Raw genomic sequence first — 20,698 nt, forward strand, 5'->3', positions numbered from 1 at the left:
GCGAGGGATTCCGGAGCGATCCGGAGAAGCCGCGATTCTAGAGGGTCGCCTGAACCGGGCCTGACGCCCCCTTCCATCGCGGGATCTCGTCGTTACGCCGGACGCCCGCCATCGCCGTTCGACGTCCTGCCGCCAGGATCAGGTCGTCAGGCTGTGCACCGGCCGCTCGCCGGCCAATGCCTGCGCCAGACTCTCCAGCACCATCCGGCCCATCGCGGCGCGGGTCTCCTCGGTCGCGCTGGCGCGATGCGCCTGCAGCACGACGTTGTCCAGATCCAGCAAGGCCGGCGGCACGTTGGGTTCGTCGGCGAAGACGTCCAGCCCCGCGCCCGCGATGCGCCGCTCCTGCAATGCCTTCACGAGATCGGACTCCTTCACCAGCCGGCCGCGCGCGACGTTGATCAGGAAGCCGCGCGGCCCGATCGCCTCGAGCACCGGCGCGTCGATCAGGTCGCGCGCCTTGTCGGCGGCGGCACAGACGATCAGCGCATCGCTGTCGCGGGCCAGTTGCACGAGGTCCGCCTCGAACGCCCACGGCACGCCGGGAATCTCCTTCAGATCGGTGTAGCGCACCGGGCAGCCGAAGGCGGCGACGCGTTCCGCGACCGCGCGGCCGACACGCCCCAGACCCACGATGCCCACGCGCATCCCGCTCACGCGGCGCGCCAGCGGGATCGCGTTCGGCTGCGGGAACTTGGGCCACAGGCCACCGCGCACGAAGCGGTCCACCGAAGCGACGTTGCGCGCGGTCGCCAGCAGCAGCGCCAGCGCCATGTCGGCGACATCCTCGGTCAGCGCGCCGAAGGTGCCGGTCACCGGCAGCCGGCGCGAGCGGGCGTACTCGATGTCCACCGCATCCGTGCCGACGCCGTTCACCGCGACGACCTCGATCGCCGGTAGCCGCTCCATCATCGACCGCGAGATGCCGGTGTGCCCGCCGGTGATCACGCCGCGTATCGAGGCGCCGTGCGTCGCGAGGTAGGCGTCCGGATCGGCCTGCTCGAACAGGCGATGCATCGTGTACAGCGCATCCAGCTCCGCATTGATCGCGGGCACCAGGATGGGATTGAGTTGGAGGATGTTCGGCTTCATGGCGCTCTCTACTTCAGGAAGGATCGGGAAGGTGTCATTCGGGCTGGATGCCAGCCGTCTTGATGACGGCGCCCCAGCGCTTGTATTCGGCGGCCTGGAAGCTGGCGAGTTCGGCCGGCGTCGACGTGAACGGCTCCATCCCGTTCTGCTCGACGAAGCGCTTGACCGGCTCCGCGGCCATCGCCTTCTGCATCAGCGCATTGATGCGCTCGACGACGGGCGCTGGCGTGCCCGCGGGCGCGTAGACCGCGTTCCAGTAGCTGATCTCGTAGCCGGGCAGGCCGGCCTCGGCGATCGTCGGCAGGTCCGGCACCAGCGGTGAACGCTTCGGACTGCTGACGCCCAGCGCCTTCAACTTGCCCGCCTTCACCTGCGGCAGGCTGGTGGTCAGGTCCACGATCATCAGATCGACCTGACCGCCGACCAGATCGACCATCGCCTGCGGATTGGCCTTGTACGGGACATAGGTCAACTGCGTCTGCGTCATCTGCTGGAACAGCTCCGCCGCCACGCGCGCCGACGAGCTGCCGGCGCCGAAGGTCAGCGGCTGCTTCTTCGCGATTGCGCTGAGCTCGGTCACGTTGCGCGCCGGGATGCGCGGGTTCGTCACCAGCAGCAGATAGCCCTTGACCAGCGCGCCCACCGGCGCGAAGTCCTTCACCGGGTCGTAGGCGAGCTTGCGGAACAGATGAGGATTGGCGGCCTGCGTCGTGTTGGTCGTGATGAACAGCGTGTAGCCGTCGGCCGCGGCGCGGGCCACCGCCTGCGCGGCGATGCCGCCGCTGGCGCCCGCCTTGTTCTCGACGATCACCGGCACCTTGGTCGCGGCGGTGATCTCCGCGCCGATGGCGCGCGCCAGACCGTCGGTGGTGCTGCCGGGGCTGGAGCCGACCACGAGGGTGATCGCCTTGGACGGAAAGGCCTCGCCTTGCGCGGCGGCGCCTAAGGGGATCAGGAACGCGGCGCCGGCAAGGACGGACACGGCACGGCGTCGGGTGCACCGGCGTTGATGGATGCGGTTCATGCGGTTGTCTCCAAGGATGGGCATGAGGGCCGGCATCGCGGAGGCTTCTGATCGGCGCCCGTCGATGTCGCGTGGACTCATGCTGGCAGCGGCGACGGGCATGGTCAATATTGATGATCAATATCAATCTGAAGCCCTTCCTCTTGATCCAGAAGGCAACATCGATGACATTCGGGACACATGGACAGGTGGCATGTTGACGAATACATTGACGGCTCACCGACACGAAACGACAAGCCGATGGCCGTCTGGATGACCTTGGACGAAGCACGCGACACGCTCGGCGTGCGTGCGCAGACGATCTACGCCTACGTGAGCCGCGGCCGCATCGGCGTGGAGCCCGATCCGCAGGATTCGCGGCGCAGCCTGTACCGCGCCGAGGACGTGAAGGCGCTGGTGCGCCGAAAGGAGACGGGGCGCACGCGCGAGACGTTGGCGGCGACCACGCTGTTCGGCGCGGAACCCAGCATCCCCACGGCGATCGCGACGTTCTCGGGCGGACGCCCCTTCTACCGCGGCGTCGATGTCGTCGAGCTGGCCGCGGACGCGACCTTGGAGGATGCGGCGCGGCTGCTGTGGAACGTCGAGACGCCGCCCGTGTTCCCGCGCCCCGCGGTCGCATCGGGTTCGCCGTCGCGCGCGGCACTCGAGGTCGTGTCGATGCTGCCCACCGGCCGCGCCCGCGCATTCGCCGAGCTGGCGGCGCTGACCGCCACCGGGCACTCGACGCGTGGCCGCGTGCCCCGCGTGCTGATCGAGGAAGCGTCGGCGCTGGTCGGCCGCCTGGCCGTCGCCTTCGGCGCCTCGGACGAGGAGACGCTGCCGCTGCACGAGCGACTCGCCAGGGGCTGGGCCCAGCCGCGCGCGGTGTCAGCGCTGCTGCGCAAGACGCTGGTGCTCGCGGCCGATCATGAGATCACCAGTTCGGCGTTCTCCGCGCGCATCACCGCGTCCACCGGGGCGTCATTGCCGGCGTGCCTGCTCGCGGGACTGACGACCTTCTCCGGTCCGCTGCACGGCGACGCCTCGGGACGCGTGCGCGCGCTGTTCGACGAGGTCGAGCGCGAGGGTGCCGATGCCGTCGTCGACCGCTACCTGGCATCGGCGATGCCGCTGCCCGGCTTCGGCCATCACATCTATCCCGACGGCGATCCACGTGCCGCCTCGCTGATGGCGGACTTCAAGCCTCCCGCCGCGATCTCGCGCCTCATCGACCGCGTGGTCGCGCTGACCGGCCTGCCGCCGTCGATGGACGTGGCGCTGGCCGCGCTCGTCGCGCGTTACAAGCTCCCGCAGGACGCCGGATTCGCGATCTTCGCGATCGCGCGCAGCGTGGGTCTGCTGGCGCACGCGATGGAGCAGCTCACGATCGATTCGGTGATCCGTCCGCGCGGCCGCTACATCGGCCCGAGCGCCGCCCGATCGCCTGATCCGCGCAAGTCCCACCGCAAACGCTGAACGCAACGCCAGACAGTCTCGACAACGGACCTGGTCCGGAGAAGCCGGCAGAGCCGGTGCCCCTCAAAGCGAACCCTGAGCGAAGCGAAGACTGTGAGCGGCGAGGGGCACCGGCTCTGCCGGCTTCGGGCGCCCCCGACGCCCCTGTAAAGCCTACGTCCCGGAGCACGCGCCGTGCCCGGTGCCAGTCCTTGCCCCGGTGCTGGCGCTCGCCCCTGCAAAGCCTGACACCCGCCTTGCAAAGCCCGTGAATCCGCTGGTAAACGCTCATGCCATGCCCTATTCACGGGCTTAGCATCGATCGACGGACTGTTGCTGTTGCGTGCGCGCAGGCCCGGCGCCCGCTGGATGGAACCGTCTCACGGATCAAAGAATCAGCGAGAGGAGACAACCTTATGTCGACGAGTTTGGCGCTGTACTTCGCGCTGGCCTGCGGGCTGGCGGCGGTGCTTTACGGCTTTATCCAACGCAGCTGGATCCTGAGCCAGGACCCCGGCAACCCCCGCATGCAGGAGATCGCCGGCGCGATCCAGCAAGGTGCCGCGGCCTACCTGGCGCGGCAGTACCGGACCATCGCGATCGTTGGCGTCGTGCTGGGGCTGCTGATCGGCGTCGCGCTGGACTGGAAGTCGGCCATCGGCTTCTTCATCGGCGCGGTGCTGTCCGGCGCCTGCGGCTTCATCGGCATGAACGTCTCGGTGCGCGCCAACGTGCGCACCGCGCAGGCGGCGACGCAGGGCATCGGCCCTGCGCTCAACGTCGCCTTCAAGGGCGGCGCGATCACCGGCATGCTGGTGGTGGGGCTGGGCCTGCTCGGTGTCGGCCTGTTCTTCATGTGGGTCAGCGACAGCGGCACCCGCGCGGACAGCCAGACGCTGAAGCCGCTGCTGGGGCTGGCCTTCGGCTCGTCGCTGATCTCGATCTTCGCGCGGCTGGGCGGCGGCATCTTCACCAAGGGTGCCGACGTCGGCGCCGACCTCGTCGGCAAGGTCGAGGCCGGCATCCCCGAGGACGACCCGCGCAACCCGGCGGTGATCGCGGACAACGTCGGCGACAACGTCGGCGACTGCGCCGGCATGGCGGCCGACCTCTTCGAGACCTACGCGGTCACGCTGATCGCGACGATGGCGCTGGCCGCGCTGACCTTCGGCGGCATGTCCATCGCCGCGATCGTGTACCCGCTGGTGCTGGGCGGGGCGTCGATCATCGCGTCCATCATCGGCTGCAGCTTCGTCAAGGCCAGCCCGGGCATGAAGAACGTGATGCCGGCGCTCTACAAGGGCCTGATCGTCGCGGGCGTGCTGTCGGCCATCGCGTTCTGGTTCATCACCCGGGCGCTGTTCCCGCAGGACCTGACGCTGCCCGGCGGGCAGACGATCGGCGGGAACGCCCTCTTCCTGTCCTGCCTGGTCGGCCTGCTGCTGACCGCGGCGATGGTGTGGATCACCGAGTACTACACCGGCACCAACTACAAGCCGGTGCAGCACGTGGCACAGGCGTCGACCACCGGCCACGGCACCAACATCATCGCGGGACTGGGCGTGTCCATGCGCTCCACCGCGTGGCCGGTGCTGTTCGTCTGCGTCGCGATCCTGGTGGCCTTCAAGCTGGCCGGTCTCTACGGCATTGCGATCGCGGCCACGGCCATGCTCAGCATGGCGGGCATCGTGGTGGCGCTCGACGCCTACGGCCCGATCACCGACAACGCCGGCGGCATCGCCGAGATGGCCGACCTGCCCGCCAGCGTCCGCGACGTCACCGATCCGCTGGACGCCGTCGGCAACACCACCAAGGCGGTGACCAAGGGTTATGCGATCGGTTCCGCGGGCCTGGCGGCGCTGGTGCTCTTCGCCGACTACACCCACGCGCTCGAACAGCAGGGCCTGACGGTCAGCTTCGACCTGAGCAACCACATGGTGATCGTCGGGCTGTTCATCGGCGGGCTGATCCCCTACCTCTTCGGCGCGATGACCATGGAGGCGGTGGGGCGCGCGGCAGGCTCGGTCGTCGAGGAAGTCCGGCGCCAGTTCCGCGAGATCAAGGGGATCATGGAAGGCACCGCGAAGCCCGAGTACGGCCGCGCCGTGGACATGCTCACCGCCGCGGCGATCAAGGAGATGATCGTGCCGTCGCTGCTGCCGGTGATCGTGCCCATCGTCGTGGGCCTGGTGCTCGGACCGGCCGCGCTGGGCGGACTGCTGATGGGCACCATCGTCACCGGGCTGTTCGTCGCCATCTCGATGTGCACGGGCGGCGGCGCCTGGGACAACGCCAAGAAGTACATCGAGGACGGCCACCACGGCGGCAAGGGCTCGGAGGCCCACAAGGCCGCCGTCACCGGCGACACCGTCGGCGATCCGTACAAGGACACGGCGGGTCCCGCAGTCAACCCGCTGATCAAGATCATCAACATCGTCGCGCTGCTGATCGTGCCGCTGCTGCCGGCGGCCGGCATCAGCGGACCCGCGGCCGGAGCGCACACGCCGCCGGCCTTGACCGCGCCGGCGCCCGAGGCGTCCGTGCCGGCCTCCGCGCCCATCGGCGTACCGGATGCAGTGGCCAGCGGCCCGACGGAGGCGGCCAGCGCGGCGTCCGCCCCCTGAACCGCGTTGAAATGTCCTGACCGGGAGGCAGCGATCACGCCGACTGGGCGACGCTCGCCCGGCCCTCGGTGAAAACGCTGAGAAAAACAGCCCCGCGAGGGGCTGTTTGCGCTTTGAAGGGTCATGCGCACACGGCAGAATCGGCAGTCAATATCAGAACATCCAGGGATTCCGCTCAACATGCTCAGCCAGGCCATCACGCCGCGCGAATTCGAACGCCGCCGCGAGCAGTTGGCCGAGCTCCAGCGCTACCTGGCGTCGCAGGAAACCGAGTACGCAGACTGCCGCCAGCGCATGCAGCGTTTCGTCGACCGCTACGTCGCCGCGCTGGGGCCGCTGTACATGGAGCTGGACGCGCTCGAATCGCAGCTCTACTGCGCGATGCGCTACCTGCACGACGCGCTGGCCCGCAACGGGCTCGATGCCCGCGCGCCTGATTCGCCCCGGGCCACGGCGATGCCGCATCTGCCGGTGCTGCCCGCCGGTGCGCCGCTCCCCGCCGAGCCCGAAGGCGGCCTGGTGCAGGTCGGTCCGCCCCCTTGAAGACCCTCTACCGCCGTGCCGCGAAACGGCTGCATCCGGACCTCGCGCCGGACGATGTCGAGCGCGTGCACCGCGAGCGCAAGATGGCGGAGGTCAACGAGGCTTACGAGGCCTGCGACCGGGATCGCCTGGAGGCCTTGCTGCTGGCCGCCGGCGAGAGCCTGGTGAAGGTCCGTGGCGGCGACGCCGATGCGGTCATGGAATGGCTGCGTAGCGCCGAGCGCTCGGTGCAAGGACGGCTGCGCGTCGTCCAGGCCCACCTCGCGCTGCTGAAGAGCCACACGATGCATGAGCTGGGCGAATCGATCGAACGCGCCGAGAAGCGCGGTCTCGATCCGCTGGGGATCATGGCCAACCGCCTGCGCGCCCAGATCACCGAGCGCCGCCAGGAGCTCTATATCGGACAGCGCCTGCAGCCCGAGTCCAGCATGGCCGAGGCCTTCCTGCGCCAGCGCCAGCAGCGCCTGGGCGGCGGGATCGCGGCGTCGCACTGACGCCGCTTCGCTTCACCGGCGCCCGCGCCCTTGAGGCACTCGCGGCGACAAGGTCGCCGCCCAAGCCGCGATCTCAGGACCCAGCGCATCCACCGCCGCCGCGGTCGCCTTGACGGCGCCTTCGGCGCTCGCACCCGCAGGCTCCGACCGATCGAACGCGCGTTGCGTGCCGTCCTCGGCGGTCGCCATCACCCGTACCTGCACCTCGCTGCGCGAGGCGCTGGAGAAGTTCTGGAGGCTCTCCTCGAGCTCCAGCGTCACGCCGATGACCACCTGCGGGTCGGCGCTGGCGGCGACCGGCGCACGGGCGATCTGCTGGCGCATCCGCGAAGCGACGAGCACCGGCAGCGGCGCGGCCCAGCGCGAGTCGCGATACGCGCGCCGTGCGTAAGGATCGGAATCGGCAAGGCGATACGCGATTGCCGTGCCCTGCAATGTCTCGGGCGCGGTGACCGCCTGGAGTTCGACGCGCTTGGCCAGCGTCGCCTGCTGCGGCCACGCGGGCGCGGGGCCCAGGTCCATCTGTGTCGGCGCCGGCGGCCGGCTGCCGCAGGCGCTCAGCGTCGCCGCGAGTGCCAGTCCGCCGAGCAGCAGCACGCGGCGCACACCACCAGTCCTTGGAAGTTCAATGGGGTCGTTCATTTCTTCGCTCCCGCCTCGAAGCCCGTTTCACCGGGGCCGGGCGCGCCGGGCGTCGGGCCGAGGATCAGGCTCTGCGGCTGGTCACCGATGTTCTGCGCGGCACGCTCCAGGGCGCGCGCCGCCGCAGACAGATCGTCCAGCACCGCGCGTTGACGCGGCTTGTCCGCCGAACCGACCAACGACAGCTCCACGCGCCGCAGCGTGCGCTGCATCTGCACGGCCGCGTCGCCCAGTTGATCGATCGCGCCGGCCTTGCCCTTGTATTCGTCGGCGAGTTCGCCGCCCTGCTTCGCGAGCGTGTCGATGTTGCCCAGCGTGTTCCGCCCGGCGACCACGAGGCCGTCGGTGTTCTTCACCAGCCCGGGCAGCGCCTTGGCCGTCGGGCGCAATTCCTTGACCAGCTCGTTGAGGCCGGCGGAGGCTTCGTTCAGTTGCGCCAGCGTCTGGCTCACCTGCTGCTGGTTGCTGTCGCTGAGCACCTTCTGGATGCGATCCATCGTCGCGAGCGCGCCGGCCGCGAGCTTCGGTCCCGCGTCCTGCAGCTGGTCGAGGAAGCCCGGCGCGAGCGCGATGCGCCGCGTCTCCAGCACGCTCCGCTTCGGGTCCGCCGGATCCTGCCCGTCGTACAGGTCGATGAACGACAGCCCCGTGATGCCCTGGTAGCCGAGCTTGGCCAGCGTCCCCGGTGCGATCGGCGCGTCCGCGTCGACCTCGATCTCCACGAGGATCTGCTTCGGTTGCGCCGGGTCGAAACGGATGGTGTCGACCTTGCCGACCTGCACGCCGCGCAGCTTCACCGGCGCCTTGACGTTCAGTCCCGGCACGCCCGAGCTCGTGACCACGGTGAAGGTCTGCGTGTCGCCGCGGTCGTCGCGGAACCACAGGATGACCGCCACCAGCGCCGCCCCGAGCAGCAGCACGAACAGGCCCGTGGCCAATGCATGTGCCTTGTTTTCCATGTGCTCGCCCGAGTCCTTTGTGCTTGTTCGTTGTCGTCAGTACGGTCCGCCGCCGGTCGCCCCGTTCAGGCGGGCATCTCGTCGCGGTGCTGCAGCGCGTCGCGGTAGCTGCGCAGGTTGTCCGCGGCGCAGCGGTCCGCGTGGCCGAGGAAGAAGTTGCGGATGAACGGATGCTTCTGCTTCACCACCAGCTCCAGCGGCCCGTGCGCGATCAGGTGCTGGTCCGCCAGCACCGCCACGCGGTCGGCGATCGCGAACAGCGTGTCCACGTCATGCGTGACCATCACCACCGTCAGCGCCATCTCGCGCCGCAGGCTCTCGATCAGCTGCACGAAGTTCTTCGAGCTCGCCGGGTCGAGCCCGGCCGTCGGCTCGTCCAGGAACAGCAGCTGCGGATCCATGATCAGCGAGCGCGCCAGCGACACCCGCTTGATCATGCCGCCGGAGAGCTCCGCCGGCATCTTGATGCCGTCCTCCGGCTTGAGGCCGACCTGCTGCAGCTTGGTCATGACCAGCTCGGCGATCAGGTCCTTGGGCAGGCTCTTGAGTTCGCGCAACGGGAGCGCGACGTTGTCGAACACCGACAGCGCCGAGAACAGCGCGCCCTGCTGGAACAGCACGCCCCAGCGGTGCCTCACCTGCGCCAGGTCGGTCGCCTCGCACTTGCCGAGCTTGTGGCCGAAGACCAGCACCTCGCCCTCGCTGGGCCGCTCCAGGCCCAGCATCAGCCGCAGCAGCGTCGTCTTGCCGCTGCCGGAGCCGCCGATGATGCCCAGCACCTCGCCGGCGGTGACCTCCAGGCTCAGGTCCTTGTGGATGCGCACGCCGCCGAGCACGGTGCCGACGTGGCGCACCTCGATCACCGGATCGCCCGGCTGGACGTTCAGTTCCTCGACGGCGTCGGCCGAGGTCGGTTCGGTACATCCGCTCATGCTTTCAACCCCACGTCGGAGAACATCACCGCGAAGATCGCGTCCACGATGATGACCACGGTGATCGCGCTCACCACCGAATCGGTGGTGCCGGTCCCGAGGCTTTCGCTGTTCGGCTTGATCCGCAGCCCGAAATGGCAGGCCACGAACGCGATCATGAGCCCGAACACCGCCGATTTGGCCAGTCCCAGCCAGAGGTTGGCCACCGGCACGGCGGCCGGGAGCCCTTGCAGGAACTGCACGTAGTCCAGGCCCAGGGTGGCCCGCGCGGCGATCATGCCGCCGAGCAGCACCATGCTGCTGGTCCACGTCATGACCAGGGGCAACGAGAGTGCCAGGGCCACCATCTTGGGCACCACCAGCCGGATCGTGTGGGAGATCCCCATCACCGACAGCGCGTCCAGTTCCTGCGTCACCCGCATCACGCCGAGCTGCGCCGTCATCGCCGAGCCGCTGCGGCCCGCCACCAGGATCGCGGCCAGCAGCGGTCCCAGTTCGCGCCAGACGCTGATGCCGAGGATGTTGATGACGTAGATGTCGGCGCCGTAGCTCTGCAGCTGCTTGGCGGTCAGGTAGGACAGCGTGATGCCGACCAGCACGCCGACCAGCGCCGTGATGCCCAGCGCCTGCGCGCCGCTGCGGTAGATGTGGGCGGAGATGTCCTTCCACGCGATCAGGTTGGGATGCCGGGCCAGCGTCCCCAGGTCGCGCGTGACCTGGCCGAGCAGCGCCGTCGCGTCGAGCAGATGACTGGCGAGGTTGAGCAGGCCCTGGCCGAACTGGCGGACGTTCTGCGCACGCGGCGGCCTCGCTGGCTTGCCCTGCTTGCTGCCCAGCCGTGCGAACAGCGCCTGGAACATGTCCGCCAGCGGAGCCGGCGGCCAGCGCAGCTGCTCCGGCTGGCGGCGACCCCAGGCCTGCCACAGCAGCAAGGCGCCGGTCGGGTCGAGCCGGCGCACCGCGCTCAGGTCCCAGGACACGTTGGCGGTCGGCAATCCACCGAGTTCGCCGCGCAGCGCCTCGACGCGCTCGCGCAGCGCCAGCAGCGTCCAGTCACCCTCCAGGCGCACCTGGACGCGCCCGCCGTCGCCGGACTCGCGCAGCAGGCGCGGTGACGGATCGGCGACGTCGTGGGTTTCCAGAGGGGCATCCATTGGGGTCAGAGCATAGCCGCGCAAGGGCGCTCCGGTGAACCCGGCGGACAGGAGTTCGCCCAGTCAGACAAGACGCTGTCGCAGGCGCTCCAGATAGGTGCGGCTGCAGGGCACGCGGCTGCCGTCGCGCAGGCGCAGGTGGGCGTCGCCGGCCTCGGTCGGCTCGATGGCGTCGATCAGGCTCAGCCGCACCAGGTAGCCGCGGTGCACGCGCACGAACACGGCCGGGTCCAGGCGTTGCTCGAACGCGCCCAGGCTGCTGCGCAGCGGGTAGTCGTGCTGCTGGCGCCGCAGGTTGACGTAGTTGCCGCAGGCCTGCACCCACTCGATCTCGTCCATCGGGAGCAGGAACTCCTTGCCGAGTTTCTTCACGAGCAGACGCTCCGGCAACGCCGGGGTGCCCGCGGGCGGCGCGGGCGAGGGCCCGGGCGAGGGCTCTGGCGGAGCAGCAGCAGCCGGAACCGGCGCGGGGGCAGGCTCCGGCGGTTCCGCGAGCAGGCTCGCCTCGCCCTGCCAGCGCCATACGAAGAGCCGGTAAGCCCCGACGATCAGCAGGATGAAGGCGTAGCTGCGGACGTCCTTCTGCGCTTCATACAACAGCTCCAGCGGCCAGTTGCCGAAGTCGTAGACGGCGCCCTGCGTCGCGTAAGCCAACTTGCGCAGCGCCACCATGCCCAGCACGTGCGCCAGGCTGGTGAGGAGCGCGAACAGCAGGTGCCAGGGCAGATGCCGCCTCAGCAGGCCCCAGCGCAGGGGCCTGGTATCCGCCGCGCGGACGATCCACGGGATCAGCGCCATCCAGACGACCGCGCTGGAGAACTCCCAGACGGCCGGCTCCCAGGTGTCGAACCGCAGTCCGGCGCGGCGGAGGTCCAGGTTCGTCGTGATCGTGTTGCCGAGCGCGGAACCGAGCAGCAGCGCGCTCCAGAGCGCGCGCTCGACCCACCGCCGCCGCGTCAGATAGATCCCCAGCCACTTGTCCTCGGTCATGGCGGCGCAGTGTAGGCGCGGGCGAGGCGTCGGCCCCGCGCGAGCCACCCCTGGGACGGGGCGGCTCATCACCGGGCGGGGGCGGCTCGTCACATACATGGCGCGCAGGACCCGGCGGAGACGAAGCTGCACCCCATGAACACCTCCACCCTCCCCGCGCGTGGCGCGCCTTCGGCCTCCCGCCTGACCGAGCTCGACTGGCTCCGGGTCATCGCCTTCGGCCTGCTGATCCTCTACCACTCGGGCATGTTCTACGTGAGCTGGGACTGGCACGTGAAGTCGCCGCGCCTCGTCCCCGCGCTCGAGGCCTGGATGCTCTGGTTGAACCCGTGGCGCATGTCGCTGCTGTTTCTCATCTCCGGCGCAGCGACCGCGCTGATGACAGGACGCGCCAACGGCACCGAGGGGTTGATCGTCACCCGCAGCAAGCGGCTGCTGTTGCCGCTGCTGTTCGGCATGACCGTCGTCGTGCCGCCGCAGGCCTATCTGGAAGTGGTCGAGAAGCTCCACTACGCCGGCAGCTACGGCGACTTCCTGACGCTCTACTTCCGGGCGTATCACGGCTTCTGCCGCGGCGACGACTGCCTGAAGCTGCCGACCTGGAATCACCTCTGGTTCCTGCCCTACCTGTGGGCCTACACCGTGGTCGTGCTGCTGGCGCTGCGGCTTCGCGCGGTGCGCACCCTGTTCGCGCATCCCGGCTGGCACGGCATCGTGCGCGGCGGGCGACTGCTGTGGGTGCCGTGGCTCGTGTTCGCGCTGCTGCGACAGCATCTGCTGGATCGCTTCCCCGCTACCCACGACCTCGTCCATGACTGGTACCAGCACGGCGTGTACTTCGCGGTGTTCCTGCTCGGCTTCGCGCTCTACGGCAGCCGCGACGATCGTCATGGCGCCTGGGAAGCCGCCCGGTGCCTGCGCTGGATCGCGCTCGTCGGTTTCGTCGTGGTGCAGCTGCTCTCGCAGGGACTCACGGACGGGTGGCGCCTCGCCCACGGCGATGACTTCCCGGCGTGGCTGCTGATGGCGCTGCGTGCGCTCAACGCCGGCAAGCAATGGCTGCCGATCGTGGCGGCGCTGGGCTTCGGCCGGCAGTGGCTGGCTGATCGCGATTCGCTGCTGCTGCGCTGGCTGACGCTGGCCGTGTTCCCGTTCTATCTGGTCCACCAGACGGTCACGGTGATCGCGGGGCATCTGCTGGTGCCGCTGCACTGGCCGTTGGCTCTCGAGGCGACGGCGCTGGTCGCGTTCACCGCCCTCGCCTGCGTGATCGCCGCGCTACTCGCGATGCGTGTCGACGCGCTGCGACCCTGGATGGGGCTGGCTGCTCGCCCACGATGGATCGCCAATCGCACATGACGATCGAATGACGGGGTCAGGTCTTGCGGGCCCACCCCTCGGAGGGATTCTCCCGACACCGCCACTGCCCAATAGTCGAACACGGTGAGACGGCGTCACGCCATCCGAGCGCCGTCTCCACCATTCATCAACAGGGAGATCCGCAAAAATGAAATCGAAGTCACTCACGCTGCTGAAGGCGGCCGCACTCGTCGCCACGGCGGCACTGTCGCTGTCCGCGCATGCAGGCGGCACTTTCGTGCCGGTGTATTCCTTCCCGGCCCCGACCGACACCTCGGCGACGTCCCCGGGCAGCTGGCCCATGTGGGACCTGACGCTGGACAGCTCGACAGGACTGCTCGTCGGCGTGACGGCCAACGGCGGCACCGGCGGCGGCGGTGCGCTCTACACCGTCCGCACCGACGGCCTCGTCAACACCTTGCGCAGCTTCGGCACCAACGGCGACACACAAGGCGGCCGGCCCAACGGACCGGTGCTCGTCACCGGCTCCGGGTACTACGGCGTCACGCAGTTCGGCGGCGCCAACGGCAAGGGCGTGCTCTACAAGTGGAGCACCGTGTCCGGCTACCAGGTGCTGTACCACTTCGGCACCGGCACCGAGGGGGCCAACCCTTCCGGTCCGCTGCTGCTCGCCAGCAACGGCAACGTCTACGGCACCGCCACCAACGGTGGCGCCTGCGGCGTGGGCACCGTGTTCCAGTTCAGCCTGTCCAACCCGGGCAGCGTCTCCACCACGCACTCGTTCTGCGGCTCGGAGGGCACCGGACCGATGACCGGCGTGATCCAGGCCAGCGACGGCAAGCTGTATGGCACGGCCTACAACGGCGGTGACTCGAACGGCGGCACGCTGTTCAGCATCGACCCCGCGAACAACGGCTTCAGCCGCCTGTACAGCTTCGGCGCCGCCAACACCCCCGATCCGCGCTTCCCGTCACGCCTGATCCAGGCCCGCGACGGTCTGCTGTACGGCACGAGCTACGCCGGCGGCAACGGCGCCGGCACCATCTTCTCCAGCACGCTGACCGGCGCCGTGACCGTGCGGACCGCGATGCAGAGCAGCCCGTCGCCCTGGTCCGCGCTGAACGAACGGTTCATCGGCGTGTTCTACGCCAACTCGTGGGGATCGGACGCCGGCCGCCTGTACCAGTTCCGGTCGTCCAACAACAGCCTGTCGACCATCCACCAGTTCGTCTTCGGGGATGCGAGCTGGCCCAAGGCGGGCCTGACGGTCGGCGCGGACGGCAACCTGTGGAGCGTCACCACGGACGGTGAATCCACCTGGTCCGGCCACTACGGGACGATCTTCAAGATCCAGTTCCTGACCGCGAATCCGTAAGGCGTCCGGAGCCTGGCGTCGCCCCTTCGCGGGCGACGCGCCGAGCATCGGCCAGAAAGCAAAAAGCCCGGCATCTTGCGATACCGGGCTTCCTGATTCTTCTTATAAATGGTCGGGGCGGCGGGATTCGAACTCGCGACCCCTTGCACCCCATGCAAGTGCGCTACCAGGCTGCGCTACGCCCCGACTAAGCCTAAGATTCTATACGTATTTTGACGCGCTATGCAAGCAAACTCTCTCGAATCGCCAGCAACTCGTCCCTGACCTGTTCCAGCGTGAGCTTCTCGAGCGACACGGTGGTATGCGCCGCGCTGTCCGCGACGTCCGCCGCCAACGCCCGCGACGCTTCGCGATGGTCACGATAGGCATCGAGCTGCGCCGCCGCCAACGCTTCGGCGCGGAATTCCTGGGCACTCGCGCCGGTGTGGCTGACGTCGATCAGTTGATTGCGTGCACCGCTGATCGTGAAGCCCTGGTCGTAGAGCAGATCGCGGATGCGGCGGATCAGCAGCACTTCATGGTGCTGGTAATAGCGCCGGTTGCCCCGCCGCTTCATCGGCTTGAGCTGCGTGAACTCCTGTTCCCAATAGCGGAGCACGTAGGGCTTCACGCCGCACAGCTCGCTGACCTCACCGATGGTGAAGTAGCGCTTGGCAGGGATGGCGGGAAGCTGGACGTCCATGGGAATCAGCGGCTCCGGCAGCGGCGGGAAGGGTCAGACTCTACTCGAAGTCACCAACCGAAGGCGCGTCGCCCTGGACGGCTTCTTTCAATTTGTGACTGGCATGAAACGTCACGACGTTGCGGGCCTTGATCGGGATCGCTTCGCCGGTGCGCGGGTTGCGGCCGGGTCTCGGCGCCTTGCGCCGGATGTTGAAGTTGCCGAAGCCCGAGAGCTTCACTTCGCGGCCGCTGGAGAGGCTCTGGTGAATGATGTCGAAGAAGGCCTCGACCATGTCCTTGGACTCGCGCTTGTTCAGGCCGAGCTTGTCGAACAGCAGTTCCGCCAGCTCGGCCTTGGTCAGCGTGGGCGTCTCCAGGCTGCCGAGCAGCACGCGCGACTGCTCCTTCAGATCGTCATCACTCATGGGTGTCCTCCCCTCCCTCAGCCTCGCAGGCGCGCGCCGAGACTGTCGCCCAGCTGCGCCACCACCTTCGCCACCGCCTGTTCGATGCGCTCGTCGGTCAGCGTGTTCTCGTCATCGAGCAGCGACAGGCGCACGGCCAGGCTGCGTTCGCCAGCCTTCAGTTCCGCCGTCGGCTGCGCCGGTTTGAAGACGTCGAACAAACGCGCAGAGCGTACCAGGGCTTCGCCGCTGGATTCGATCGCCCGGATGAGGGAGTCATAGGTGACCTGCTCATTGACGATCAGCGCCAGATCGCGTTGCACCGCCTGCAGACGAGGCACGCCCTGACCCTGCGGCAGCGTGCGCGCCAGCACGGCGTCCAGCGACAGCTCGAACAGGACCGGCGCACTCGGCAGTTCGTAGCCTTGGCGCCACTTGGGATGCAGCTCGCCGATCACGCCGATGGCCTGGCCGTCCAGCAGCACGCGGGCGCTGCGGCCCGGATGCAGTGCGGGATGCCCGGCGGCTTCGAAGCTCAGCACGCGCGGCGCGAACAGCGCCTCGAGGTCGCCCTTCACGTCGAAGAAGTCGACGGCGCGGTCCTTCTGCGCCCATTGCTGCTGGTCCGCGGAGCCCCAGGCGAGGCCGGACAAGCGCATCGGCTGCGCGATGCCGGCGATGGTCGTGTCGCTTTCCTGCACTGACGCGTCGCGCAGGAACACGCGGCCGATCTCGAACACGCGCACGCGCGGCGACTTGCGCGCCAGGTTGTTGCGCAGCGCCTGGACCAGCGAGCCCATCAGCGAGGTGCGCATCACCGCCAGCGGCGCGGCGATCGGGTTCAGCAGCTGGATCGGATTGGCGTTGCCGGCGAGCTCCTGCTCCCAGCGCGCTTCGACGAAGCTGAAGTTGATCGTCTCGAAGTACCCCAGGCCGGCCATCGTGTGACGCAGCGCGTGCGTCGCGCGGCGCGATTCCGAGCCCACCTTGCCGACCACCGGCGCCAGCGGCGGCGTCGACGGCAGCTTCGGATAACCCAGCACGCGGATGACTTCCTCGATCAGGTCTTCCTCAATCTGGATGTCGAAGCGGAAGGTCGGCGGTGTCACCGTGATCACGCCAGGGGTCGACGTGAATTCGAGGCCCAGACGCTTGAACACGCCTTCACAGTCCGCCTGCGTCACCGGCATGCCGATGACCTTGGCGGCGCGCTCCACGCGCAGCGCGACCGGCTTGCGCTCGGGCAGTTGCGTCGTCTGGTCGTCCATCGGTCCGGCGTCGCCGCCGCAGATCGACTGGATCAGCTGCGTGATGCGCTCGATGTGGTCGACGGTGCCGGCCGGATCGACACCGCGCTCGAAGCGGTGGCCCGCGTCAGTCGAGAAGTTGAAGCGGCGCGATCGGCCCATCACCGCCTTCGGCCACCAGAACGCGGCTTCGACGTAGATGTTCTTCGTGTCGTCGGACACGGCGGTGGCGTCGCCGCCCATGATGCCGGCCAGCGACTCGACCTGCTCGCGATCGGCGATCACGCCGACGCTCGCGTCGACGTCGATCGTGTTGCCGTTCAGCAGCTTGAGCTGCTCACCCGGCTTGCCCCAGCGGACGATCAGCTCGCCGTGGATCTTGTCGAGGTCGAAGATGTGGGACGGACGGCCCAGTTCGAACATCACGTAGTTCGAGATGTCCACCAGCGGCGACACCGAGCGCTGGCCGCAGCGGGCCAGGCGGTCGATCATCCACTGCGGCGTCTTCGCGGTCGTGTCGACGTTGCGGATCACGCGGCCGGAGAAACGGCCGCACAGGTCCGCGGCTTCGACGCGCACCGGCAGCTTCGCGTCGGTGGCGACGGCGGCCGGCTTGATCTCGGGCGCCATCAGCGGCGCGCCGGTCAGCGCGGACACTTCACGCGCGACGCCGTAGACGCTCAGCGCATGCGCCAGGTTCGGCGTCAGCTTCAGCGTGAACAGCGTGTCGTCCAGGTTCAGGTGCTTGCGGATGTCCTCACCGATGGTCGCGTCGGCGGCCAGCTCCAGCAGACCGCCGTGGTCTTCCGCCAGCTTCAGCTCGCGGGCCGAGCACAGCATGCCGAAGCTCTCGACGCCGCGCAGCTTGCCCTTGCCGATCTTGAACGGCTTGCCGTCCTCGCCCGGCGGCAGTTCGGCGCCGATCGTGGCCAGCGGCACGCGGATGCCGACGCGCGCATTCGGCGCGCCGCAGACGATCTGCAACAGCTCCGGACCACCGGCATTGACCTTGCAGACGCGCAGGCGATCGGCGTCCGGATGTTGTGCGGCCTCGACGATCTCGGCCACGACGATGCCGTGGAACGGCGGCGCCACCGGGCGCAGTTCTTCCACTTCCAGGCCGGACATGGTCAGCAGCTCGGCCAGTTCTTGGGTGTTCAGCGCGGGGTTGCAGAAGGCCCGCAGCCAGGACTCAGGGAATTGCATGGGGTTCTCTCTTGCTCTCTAGGCGACCGGGGGCACGATTTACTTGAACTGCGACAGGAATCGCAGGTCGCCGTCGAAGAACAGACGCAGGTCGCTGACGCCGTAGCGCAGCATGGCCAGGCGGTCGATGCCCGAGCCGAAGGCGAAGCCGATGTAGCGCTCGGGATCCAGGCCCATGTTGCGGATCACCTGCGGATGCACCTGGCCGGAGCCGGAGACTTCCAGCCAGCGGCCCTTCAGCGGACCGGAGCCGAACATCATGTCGATCTCGGCGCTGGGCTCGGTGAACGGGAAGTAGCTCGGCCGGAAACGGATGTCCATGTCCGTCGTCTCGAAGAACTGCTGCATGAAGTTCACGTAGACGGACTTCAGGTCCTTGAAGCTGATGTTCTCGCCGACCCACAGCCCTTCGACCTGGTGGAACATCGGCGAATGTGTCGCATCGCTGTCCACGCGGTAGGTGCGGCCCGGCGCGATCACGCGGATCTCGGGCATCGGCTGGCCGGCGTCGATCAGCGCGCGATGCTTCTTGACGTGCTGCACCGCGTAGCGAATCTGCATCGGGCTGGTGTGCGTGCGCAAGACATGACCCCCTTCGATGTAGAAGGTGTCATGCATCGAGCGCGCCGGATGGTCTTCCGGCGTGTTCAGCGCGGTGAAGTTGAACCAGTCGTTCTCGATCTCGGGGCCGTCGGCGACGTCGAAGCCCATGGAGCCGAAGATCGCCTCGATGCGCTCCATCGCGCGCGTGATCGGGTGCAGGCCGCCGGTGCCGCGCTGGCGGCCGGGCAGCGTGACGTCCAACGCCTCGGCCTTGAGCTGCAGCTCGAGTTCCGCGTCCGCCAGGGCCTGGCGGCGCGCGGTCAGCGCCGCCTCGATGCCCTGCTTGAGCTGGTTGATCTGCGCGCCGCGGGTCTTCTTCTCCTCGACGGGCAGGCTGGCCATGCCCTTCATCAGCTCGGTGACCTGGCCGGTCTTGCCCAGGAAACGCGCCTTGGCGTTCTCCAGGTCGGCGGGAGTCGTGGCGGCGGCGAAGTCGCCGGTCGCCTGATGCAGCAATTGATCGAGGTCGTTCATCGCGGGGCGTCGACGGGGCGTCGGCGGCGTTGGCGGAAGTCGGATGGCGCGGCGGTGGAATGGCGAACATCGCACCACCGCGCCGGAATGAAAAAAGGCCGAACACCGGGGTGTCGGCCTTTGAAAAAGGCAGCCCCGGCAGGACCGGAGCGGCCAGTCCGCCCGCCGGCGAGCACCGGCGGGCGGACCATGGCTATCAAGCCAGAGCGGCCTTCACCTTGGCGAAGATGCTGGCGAAACCAGCAGGGTCGTTGACGGCGAGGTCGGCCAGGACCTTGCGGTCGATGTCGATCTCGGCCTTCTTCAGACCGGCCACAAACTTGCTGTAGCTCAGACCCAGGCCACGGCTTGCCGCGTTGATACGGGCAATCCACAGCTGGCGGAACACGCGCTTCTTGGCACGGCGGTCACGGTAGGCGTACTGGCCCGCCTTCATCACCGCCTGCTTGGCGATGCGGAAGACGTTCTTGCGACGACCACGGAAGCCCTTGGCCAGAGCCAGGACCTTCTTGTGACGAGCACGGGCGGTTACACCACGTTTGACGCGAGGCATGTTGTATCTCCTTGTCTACTGCTGGATTACAGACCAGCGAAGGGCAGCATCGAAGCGATGTGGCCCATGTTGGTCTCATGCACGGTCGTGGCGCCGCGAAGCTGGCGCTTGTTCTTCGTGGTCTTCTTGGTCAGGATGTGGCGCTTGAACGCCTGACCGCGCTTGACGGTGCCACCCGGACGAACGCGAAAACGCTTTTTCGCGCTGCTCTTGGTCTTCATCTTGGGCATGACTGCTCCTTCTATGGGCGTCCCTCCAGGCGACCGCGGGTGACCGCGGTACTTGACCGGCCTGCAGGAGACTAATAAGCCCGCCGACGACCAGATCGACGGGCTGAAACTGAGACGGGGCCTCATCGGCCCCGCCGGGATTGTCTCAGATGCTCAGCGCTTCTTCGGCGCCAGCACCATGATCATCTGACGGCCTTCGAGCTTGGGCATGTGCTCGACCACCGCCACGTCGGACAGCTCGTCGCGGATGCGTTCCAGCATGCGCATGCCGATGTCCTGGTGGGTGATCTCGCGGCCGCGGTAGCGCAGCGTGACCTTGCCCTTGTCGCCGTCCTCCGCGATGAAGCGGCGCAGGTTGCGCATCTTGATCTGGTAGTCGCCTTCGTCCGTGCCCGGACGGAACTTGACTTCCTTGACCTCGATGACCTTCTGCTTGGACTTGGCTTCCGCGGCGCGCTTCTGCTCCTGGTACTTGAACTTGCCGTAGTCCATCAACCGGCAGACCGGCGGGACTGCAGTGGCGGCAATTTCGACCAGATCGACGTCCAGGTCACCGGCCATCCGGAGCGCTTCCTGGATCGAGACGATGCCGATCGGCTCGTTCTCGGGGCCATTGAGACGGACTTCAGAAGCGATGATTTCGCGATTCAGGCGGTGCTTGCGCTCCGGAATCGCACGACGGTCAGCAAAAGTAGCGATGGTGGTTACCTTTAGGCGGGCCTTGGCAAGGGT

21 protein-coding genes and 1 tRNA gene are annotated in these 20,698 nt (G+C 68.2%); 7 read left to right on the plus strand and 15 right to left on the minus strand.

Annotation, left to right across the window (positions count from 1 at the left end; translation table 11 throughout):
• Positions 1 to 138: 138 nt before the first annotated feature.
• Both ACQ859_RS24390 and ACQ859_RS24395 read right to left on the minus strand, forming a co-directional pair.
• Positions 139 to 1,092, minus strand: coding sequence for a 2-hydroxyacid dehydrogenase (locus ACQ859_RS24390; RefSeq protein WP_431263138.1), 954 nt, complete (start codon positions 1,090 to 1,092; stop codon positions 139 to 141).
• Positions 1,093 to 1,126: 34 nt separating this feature from the next.
• The gene (locus ACQ859_RS24395; protein ID WP_431263139.1) at positions 1,127 to 2,116 is read right to left on the minus strand and encodes a Bug family tripartite tricarboxylate transporter substrate binding protein; all 990 of its coding nucleotides are present in this window, start codon (positions 2,114 to 2,116) and stop codon (positions 1,127 to 1,129) included.
• Positions 2,117 to 2,138: 22 nt separating this feature from the next.
• On the opposite strand from ACQ859_RS24395, the gene ACQ859_RS24400 reads away from it, so the two are divergent.
• The 5 genes from ACQ859_RS24400 (at position 2,139) to ACQ859_RS24420 (ending at position 7,214) form a co-directional block, all read left to right on the plus strand.
• The gene (locus ACQ859_RS24400) at positions 2,139 to 2,372 is read left to right on the plus strand and encodes a hypothetical protein (protein WP_431263140.1); all 234 of its coding nucleotides are present in this window, start codon (positions 2,139 to 2,141) and stop codon (positions 2,370 to 2,372) included.
• Positions 2,357 to 3,574: a citrate synthase family protein gene (locus ACQ859_RS24405; RefSeq protein ID WP_431263141.1), complete on the plus strand. Its 1,218-nt coding sequence runs from the start codon at positions 2,357 to 2,359 to the stop codon at positions 3,572 to 3,574. The genes ACQ859_RS24400 and ACQ859_RS24405 overlap by 16 nt, the downstream gene beginning before the upstream one ends.
• Positions 3,575 to 3,969: 395 nt before the next feature.
• Positions 3,970 to 6,177, plus strand: a complete 2,208-nt coding sequence (locus tag ACQ859_RS24410; RefSeq protein ID WP_431263142.1) for a sodium-translocating pyrophosphatase — start codon at positions 3,970 to 3,972, stop codon at positions 6,175 to 6,177.
• Positions 6,178 to 6,357: 180 nt separating this feature from the next.
• Positions 6,358 to 6,720, plus strand: a complete 363-nt coding sequence (locus ACQ859_RS24415) for a hypothetical protein (protein ID WP_431263143.1) — start codon at positions 6,358 to 6,360, stop codon at positions 6,718 to 6,720.
• Positions 6,717 to 7,214, plus strand: a complete 498-nt coding sequence (locus tag ACQ859_RS24420) for a J domain-containing protein (protein ID WP_431263144.1) — start codon at positions 6,717 to 6,719, stop codon at positions 7,212 to 7,214. The genes ACQ859_RS24415 and ACQ859_RS24420 overlap by 4 nt, the downstream gene beginning before the upstream one ends.
• A gap of 12 nt (positions 7,215 to 7,226) precedes the next feature.
• On the opposite strand, the gene ACQ859_RS24425 is transcribed toward ACQ859_RS24420, so the two are convergent.
• From ACQ859_RS24425 to ACQ859_RS24445, 5 genes are all read right to left on the minus strand, one after another.
• Positions 7,227 to 7,856: an ABC-type transport auxiliary lipoprotein family protein gene (locus ACQ859_RS24425; protein ID WP_431263145.1), complete on the minus strand. Its 630-nt coding sequence runs from the start codon at positions 7,854 to 7,856 to the stop codon at positions 7,227 to 7,229.
• On the minus strand, positions 7,853 to 8,815 hold the full coding sequence (locus ACQ859_RS24430) for an MlaD family protein (protein WP_431263146.1): 963 nt from the start codon (positions 8,813 to 8,815) through the stop codon (positions 7,853 to 7,855). Before ACQ859_RS24430 ends, ACQ859_RS24425 begins: the two co-directional genes overlap by 4 nt.
• 65 nt (positions 8,816 to 8,880) lie before the next feature.
• A complete protein-coding gene (locus tag ACQ859_RS24435; protein ID WP_431263147.1) occupies positions 8,881 to 9,747 on the minus strand; it encodes an ABC transporter ATP-binding protein in 867 nt (288 codons plus the stop codon).
• Complete coding sequence (locus ACQ859_RS24440) at positions 9,744 to 10,901, minus strand: ABC transporter permease (RefSeq protein ID WP_431263148.1); 1,158 nt, start codon at positions 10,899 to 10,901, stop codon at positions 9,744 to 9,746. Before ACQ859_RS24440 ends, ACQ859_RS24435 begins: the two co-directional genes overlap by 4 nt.
• Before the next feature lie 63 nt (positions 10,902 to 10,964).
• Positions 10,965 to 11,891, minus strand: coding sequence for a LytTR family DNA-binding domain-containing protein (locus tag ACQ859_RS24445; RefSeq protein WP_431263149.1), 927 nt, complete (start codon positions 11,889 to 11,891; stop codon positions 10,965 to 10,967).
• 135 nt (positions 11,892 to 12,026) lie between these two features.
• Between ACQ859_RS24445 and ACQ859_RS24450 the strand changes: the two genes are divergently transcribed.
• Together ACQ859_RS24450 and ACQ859_RS24455 are read left to right on the plus strand one after the other, a co-directional pair.
• Positions 12,027 to 13,250 (plus strand): acyltransferase family protein, encoded by a 1,224-nt coding sequence (locus ACQ859_RS24450; RefSeq protein ID WP_431263150.1) that lies wholly within the window; start codon positions 12,027 to 12,029, stop codon positions 13,248 to 13,250.
• A 148-nt stretch (positions 13,251 to 13,398) separates the two neighbouring features.
• Positions 13,399 to 14,586 (plus strand): choice-of-anchor tandem repeat GloVer-containing protein, encoded by a 1,188-nt coding sequence (locus ACQ859_RS24455; protein ID WP_431263151.1) that lies wholly within the window; start codon positions 13,399 to 13,401, stop codon positions 14,584 to 14,586.
• A 109-nt stretch (positions 14,587 to 14,695) separates the two neighbouring features.
• Here the strand turns inward: ACQ859_RS24455 and ACQ859_RS24460 are convergent.
• The 8 genes from ACQ859_RS24460 to infC all read right to left on the minus strand — a co-directional run bounded on the left by ACQ859_RS24460 (position 14,696) and on the right by infC (position 20,665).
• Positions 14,696 to 14,772, minus strand: a tRNA-Pro gene (locus ACQ859_RS24460).
• A gap of 34 nt (positions 14,773 to 14,806) precedes the next feature.
• Positions 14,807 to 15,268, minus strand: a complete 462-nt coding sequence (locus tag ACQ859_RS24465) for a MerR family transcriptional regulator (RefSeq protein ID WP_431261244.1) — start codon at positions 15,266 to 15,268, stop codon at positions 14,807 to 14,809.
• Positions 15,269 to 15,308: 40 nt separating this feature from the next.
• Entirely contained in the window at positions 15,309 to 15,674 is a 366-nt protein-coding gene (locus ACQ859_RS24470; protein WP_431263152.1) for an integration host factor subunit alpha, read from the minus strand.
• Between the two features lie 17 nt (positions 15,675 to 15,691).
• On the minus strand, positions 15,692 to 18,106 hold the full coding sequence (gene pheT / locus ACQ859_RS24475) for a phenylalanine--tRNA ligase subunit beta (protein ID WP_431263153.1): 2,415 nt from the start codon (positions 18,104 to 18,106) through the stop codon (positions 15,692 to 15,694).
• Positions 18,107 to 18,145: 39 nt separating this feature from the next.
• Positions 18,146 to 19,183 (minus strand): phenylalanine--tRNA ligase subunit alpha, encoded by a 1,038-nt coding sequence (gene pheS, locus ACQ859_RS24480; RefSeq protein WP_431263154.1) that lies wholly within the window; start codon positions 19,181 to 19,183, stop codon positions 18,146 to 18,148.
• A 196-nt stretch (positions 19,184 to 19,379) separates the two neighbouring features.
• Positions 19,380 to 19,736, minus strand: coding sequence for a 50S ribosomal protein L20 (gene rplT, locus ACQ859_RS24485; protein WP_067275752.1), 357 nt, complete (start codon positions 19,734 to 19,736; stop codon positions 19,380 to 19,382).
• A 26-nt stretch (positions 19,737 to 19,762) separates the two neighbouring features.
• Positions 19,763 to 19,966, minus strand: a complete 204-nt coding sequence (rpmI, locus tag ACQ859_RS24490; RefSeq protein ID WP_088403518.1) for a 50S ribosomal protein L35 — start codon at positions 19,964 to 19,966, stop codon at positions 19,763 to 19,765.
• Between the two features lie 153 nt (positions 19,967 to 20,119).
• The gene (infC, locus tag ACQ859_RS24495) at positions 20,120 to 20,665 is read right to left on the minus strand and encodes a translation initiation factor IF-3 (protein ID WP_082938615.1); all 546 of its coding nucleotides are present in this window, start codon (positions 20,663 to 20,665) and stop codon (positions 20,120 to 20,122) included.
• Between the last annotated feature and the right edge of the window lie 33 nt (positions 20,666 to 20,698).

Source organism: Roseateles chitinivorans (assembly GCF_050632235.1).
Classification (GTDB): domain Bacteria; phylum Pseudomonadota; class Gammaproteobacteria; order Burkholderiales; family Burkholderiaceae_C; genus Roseateles; species Roseateles chitinivorans_A.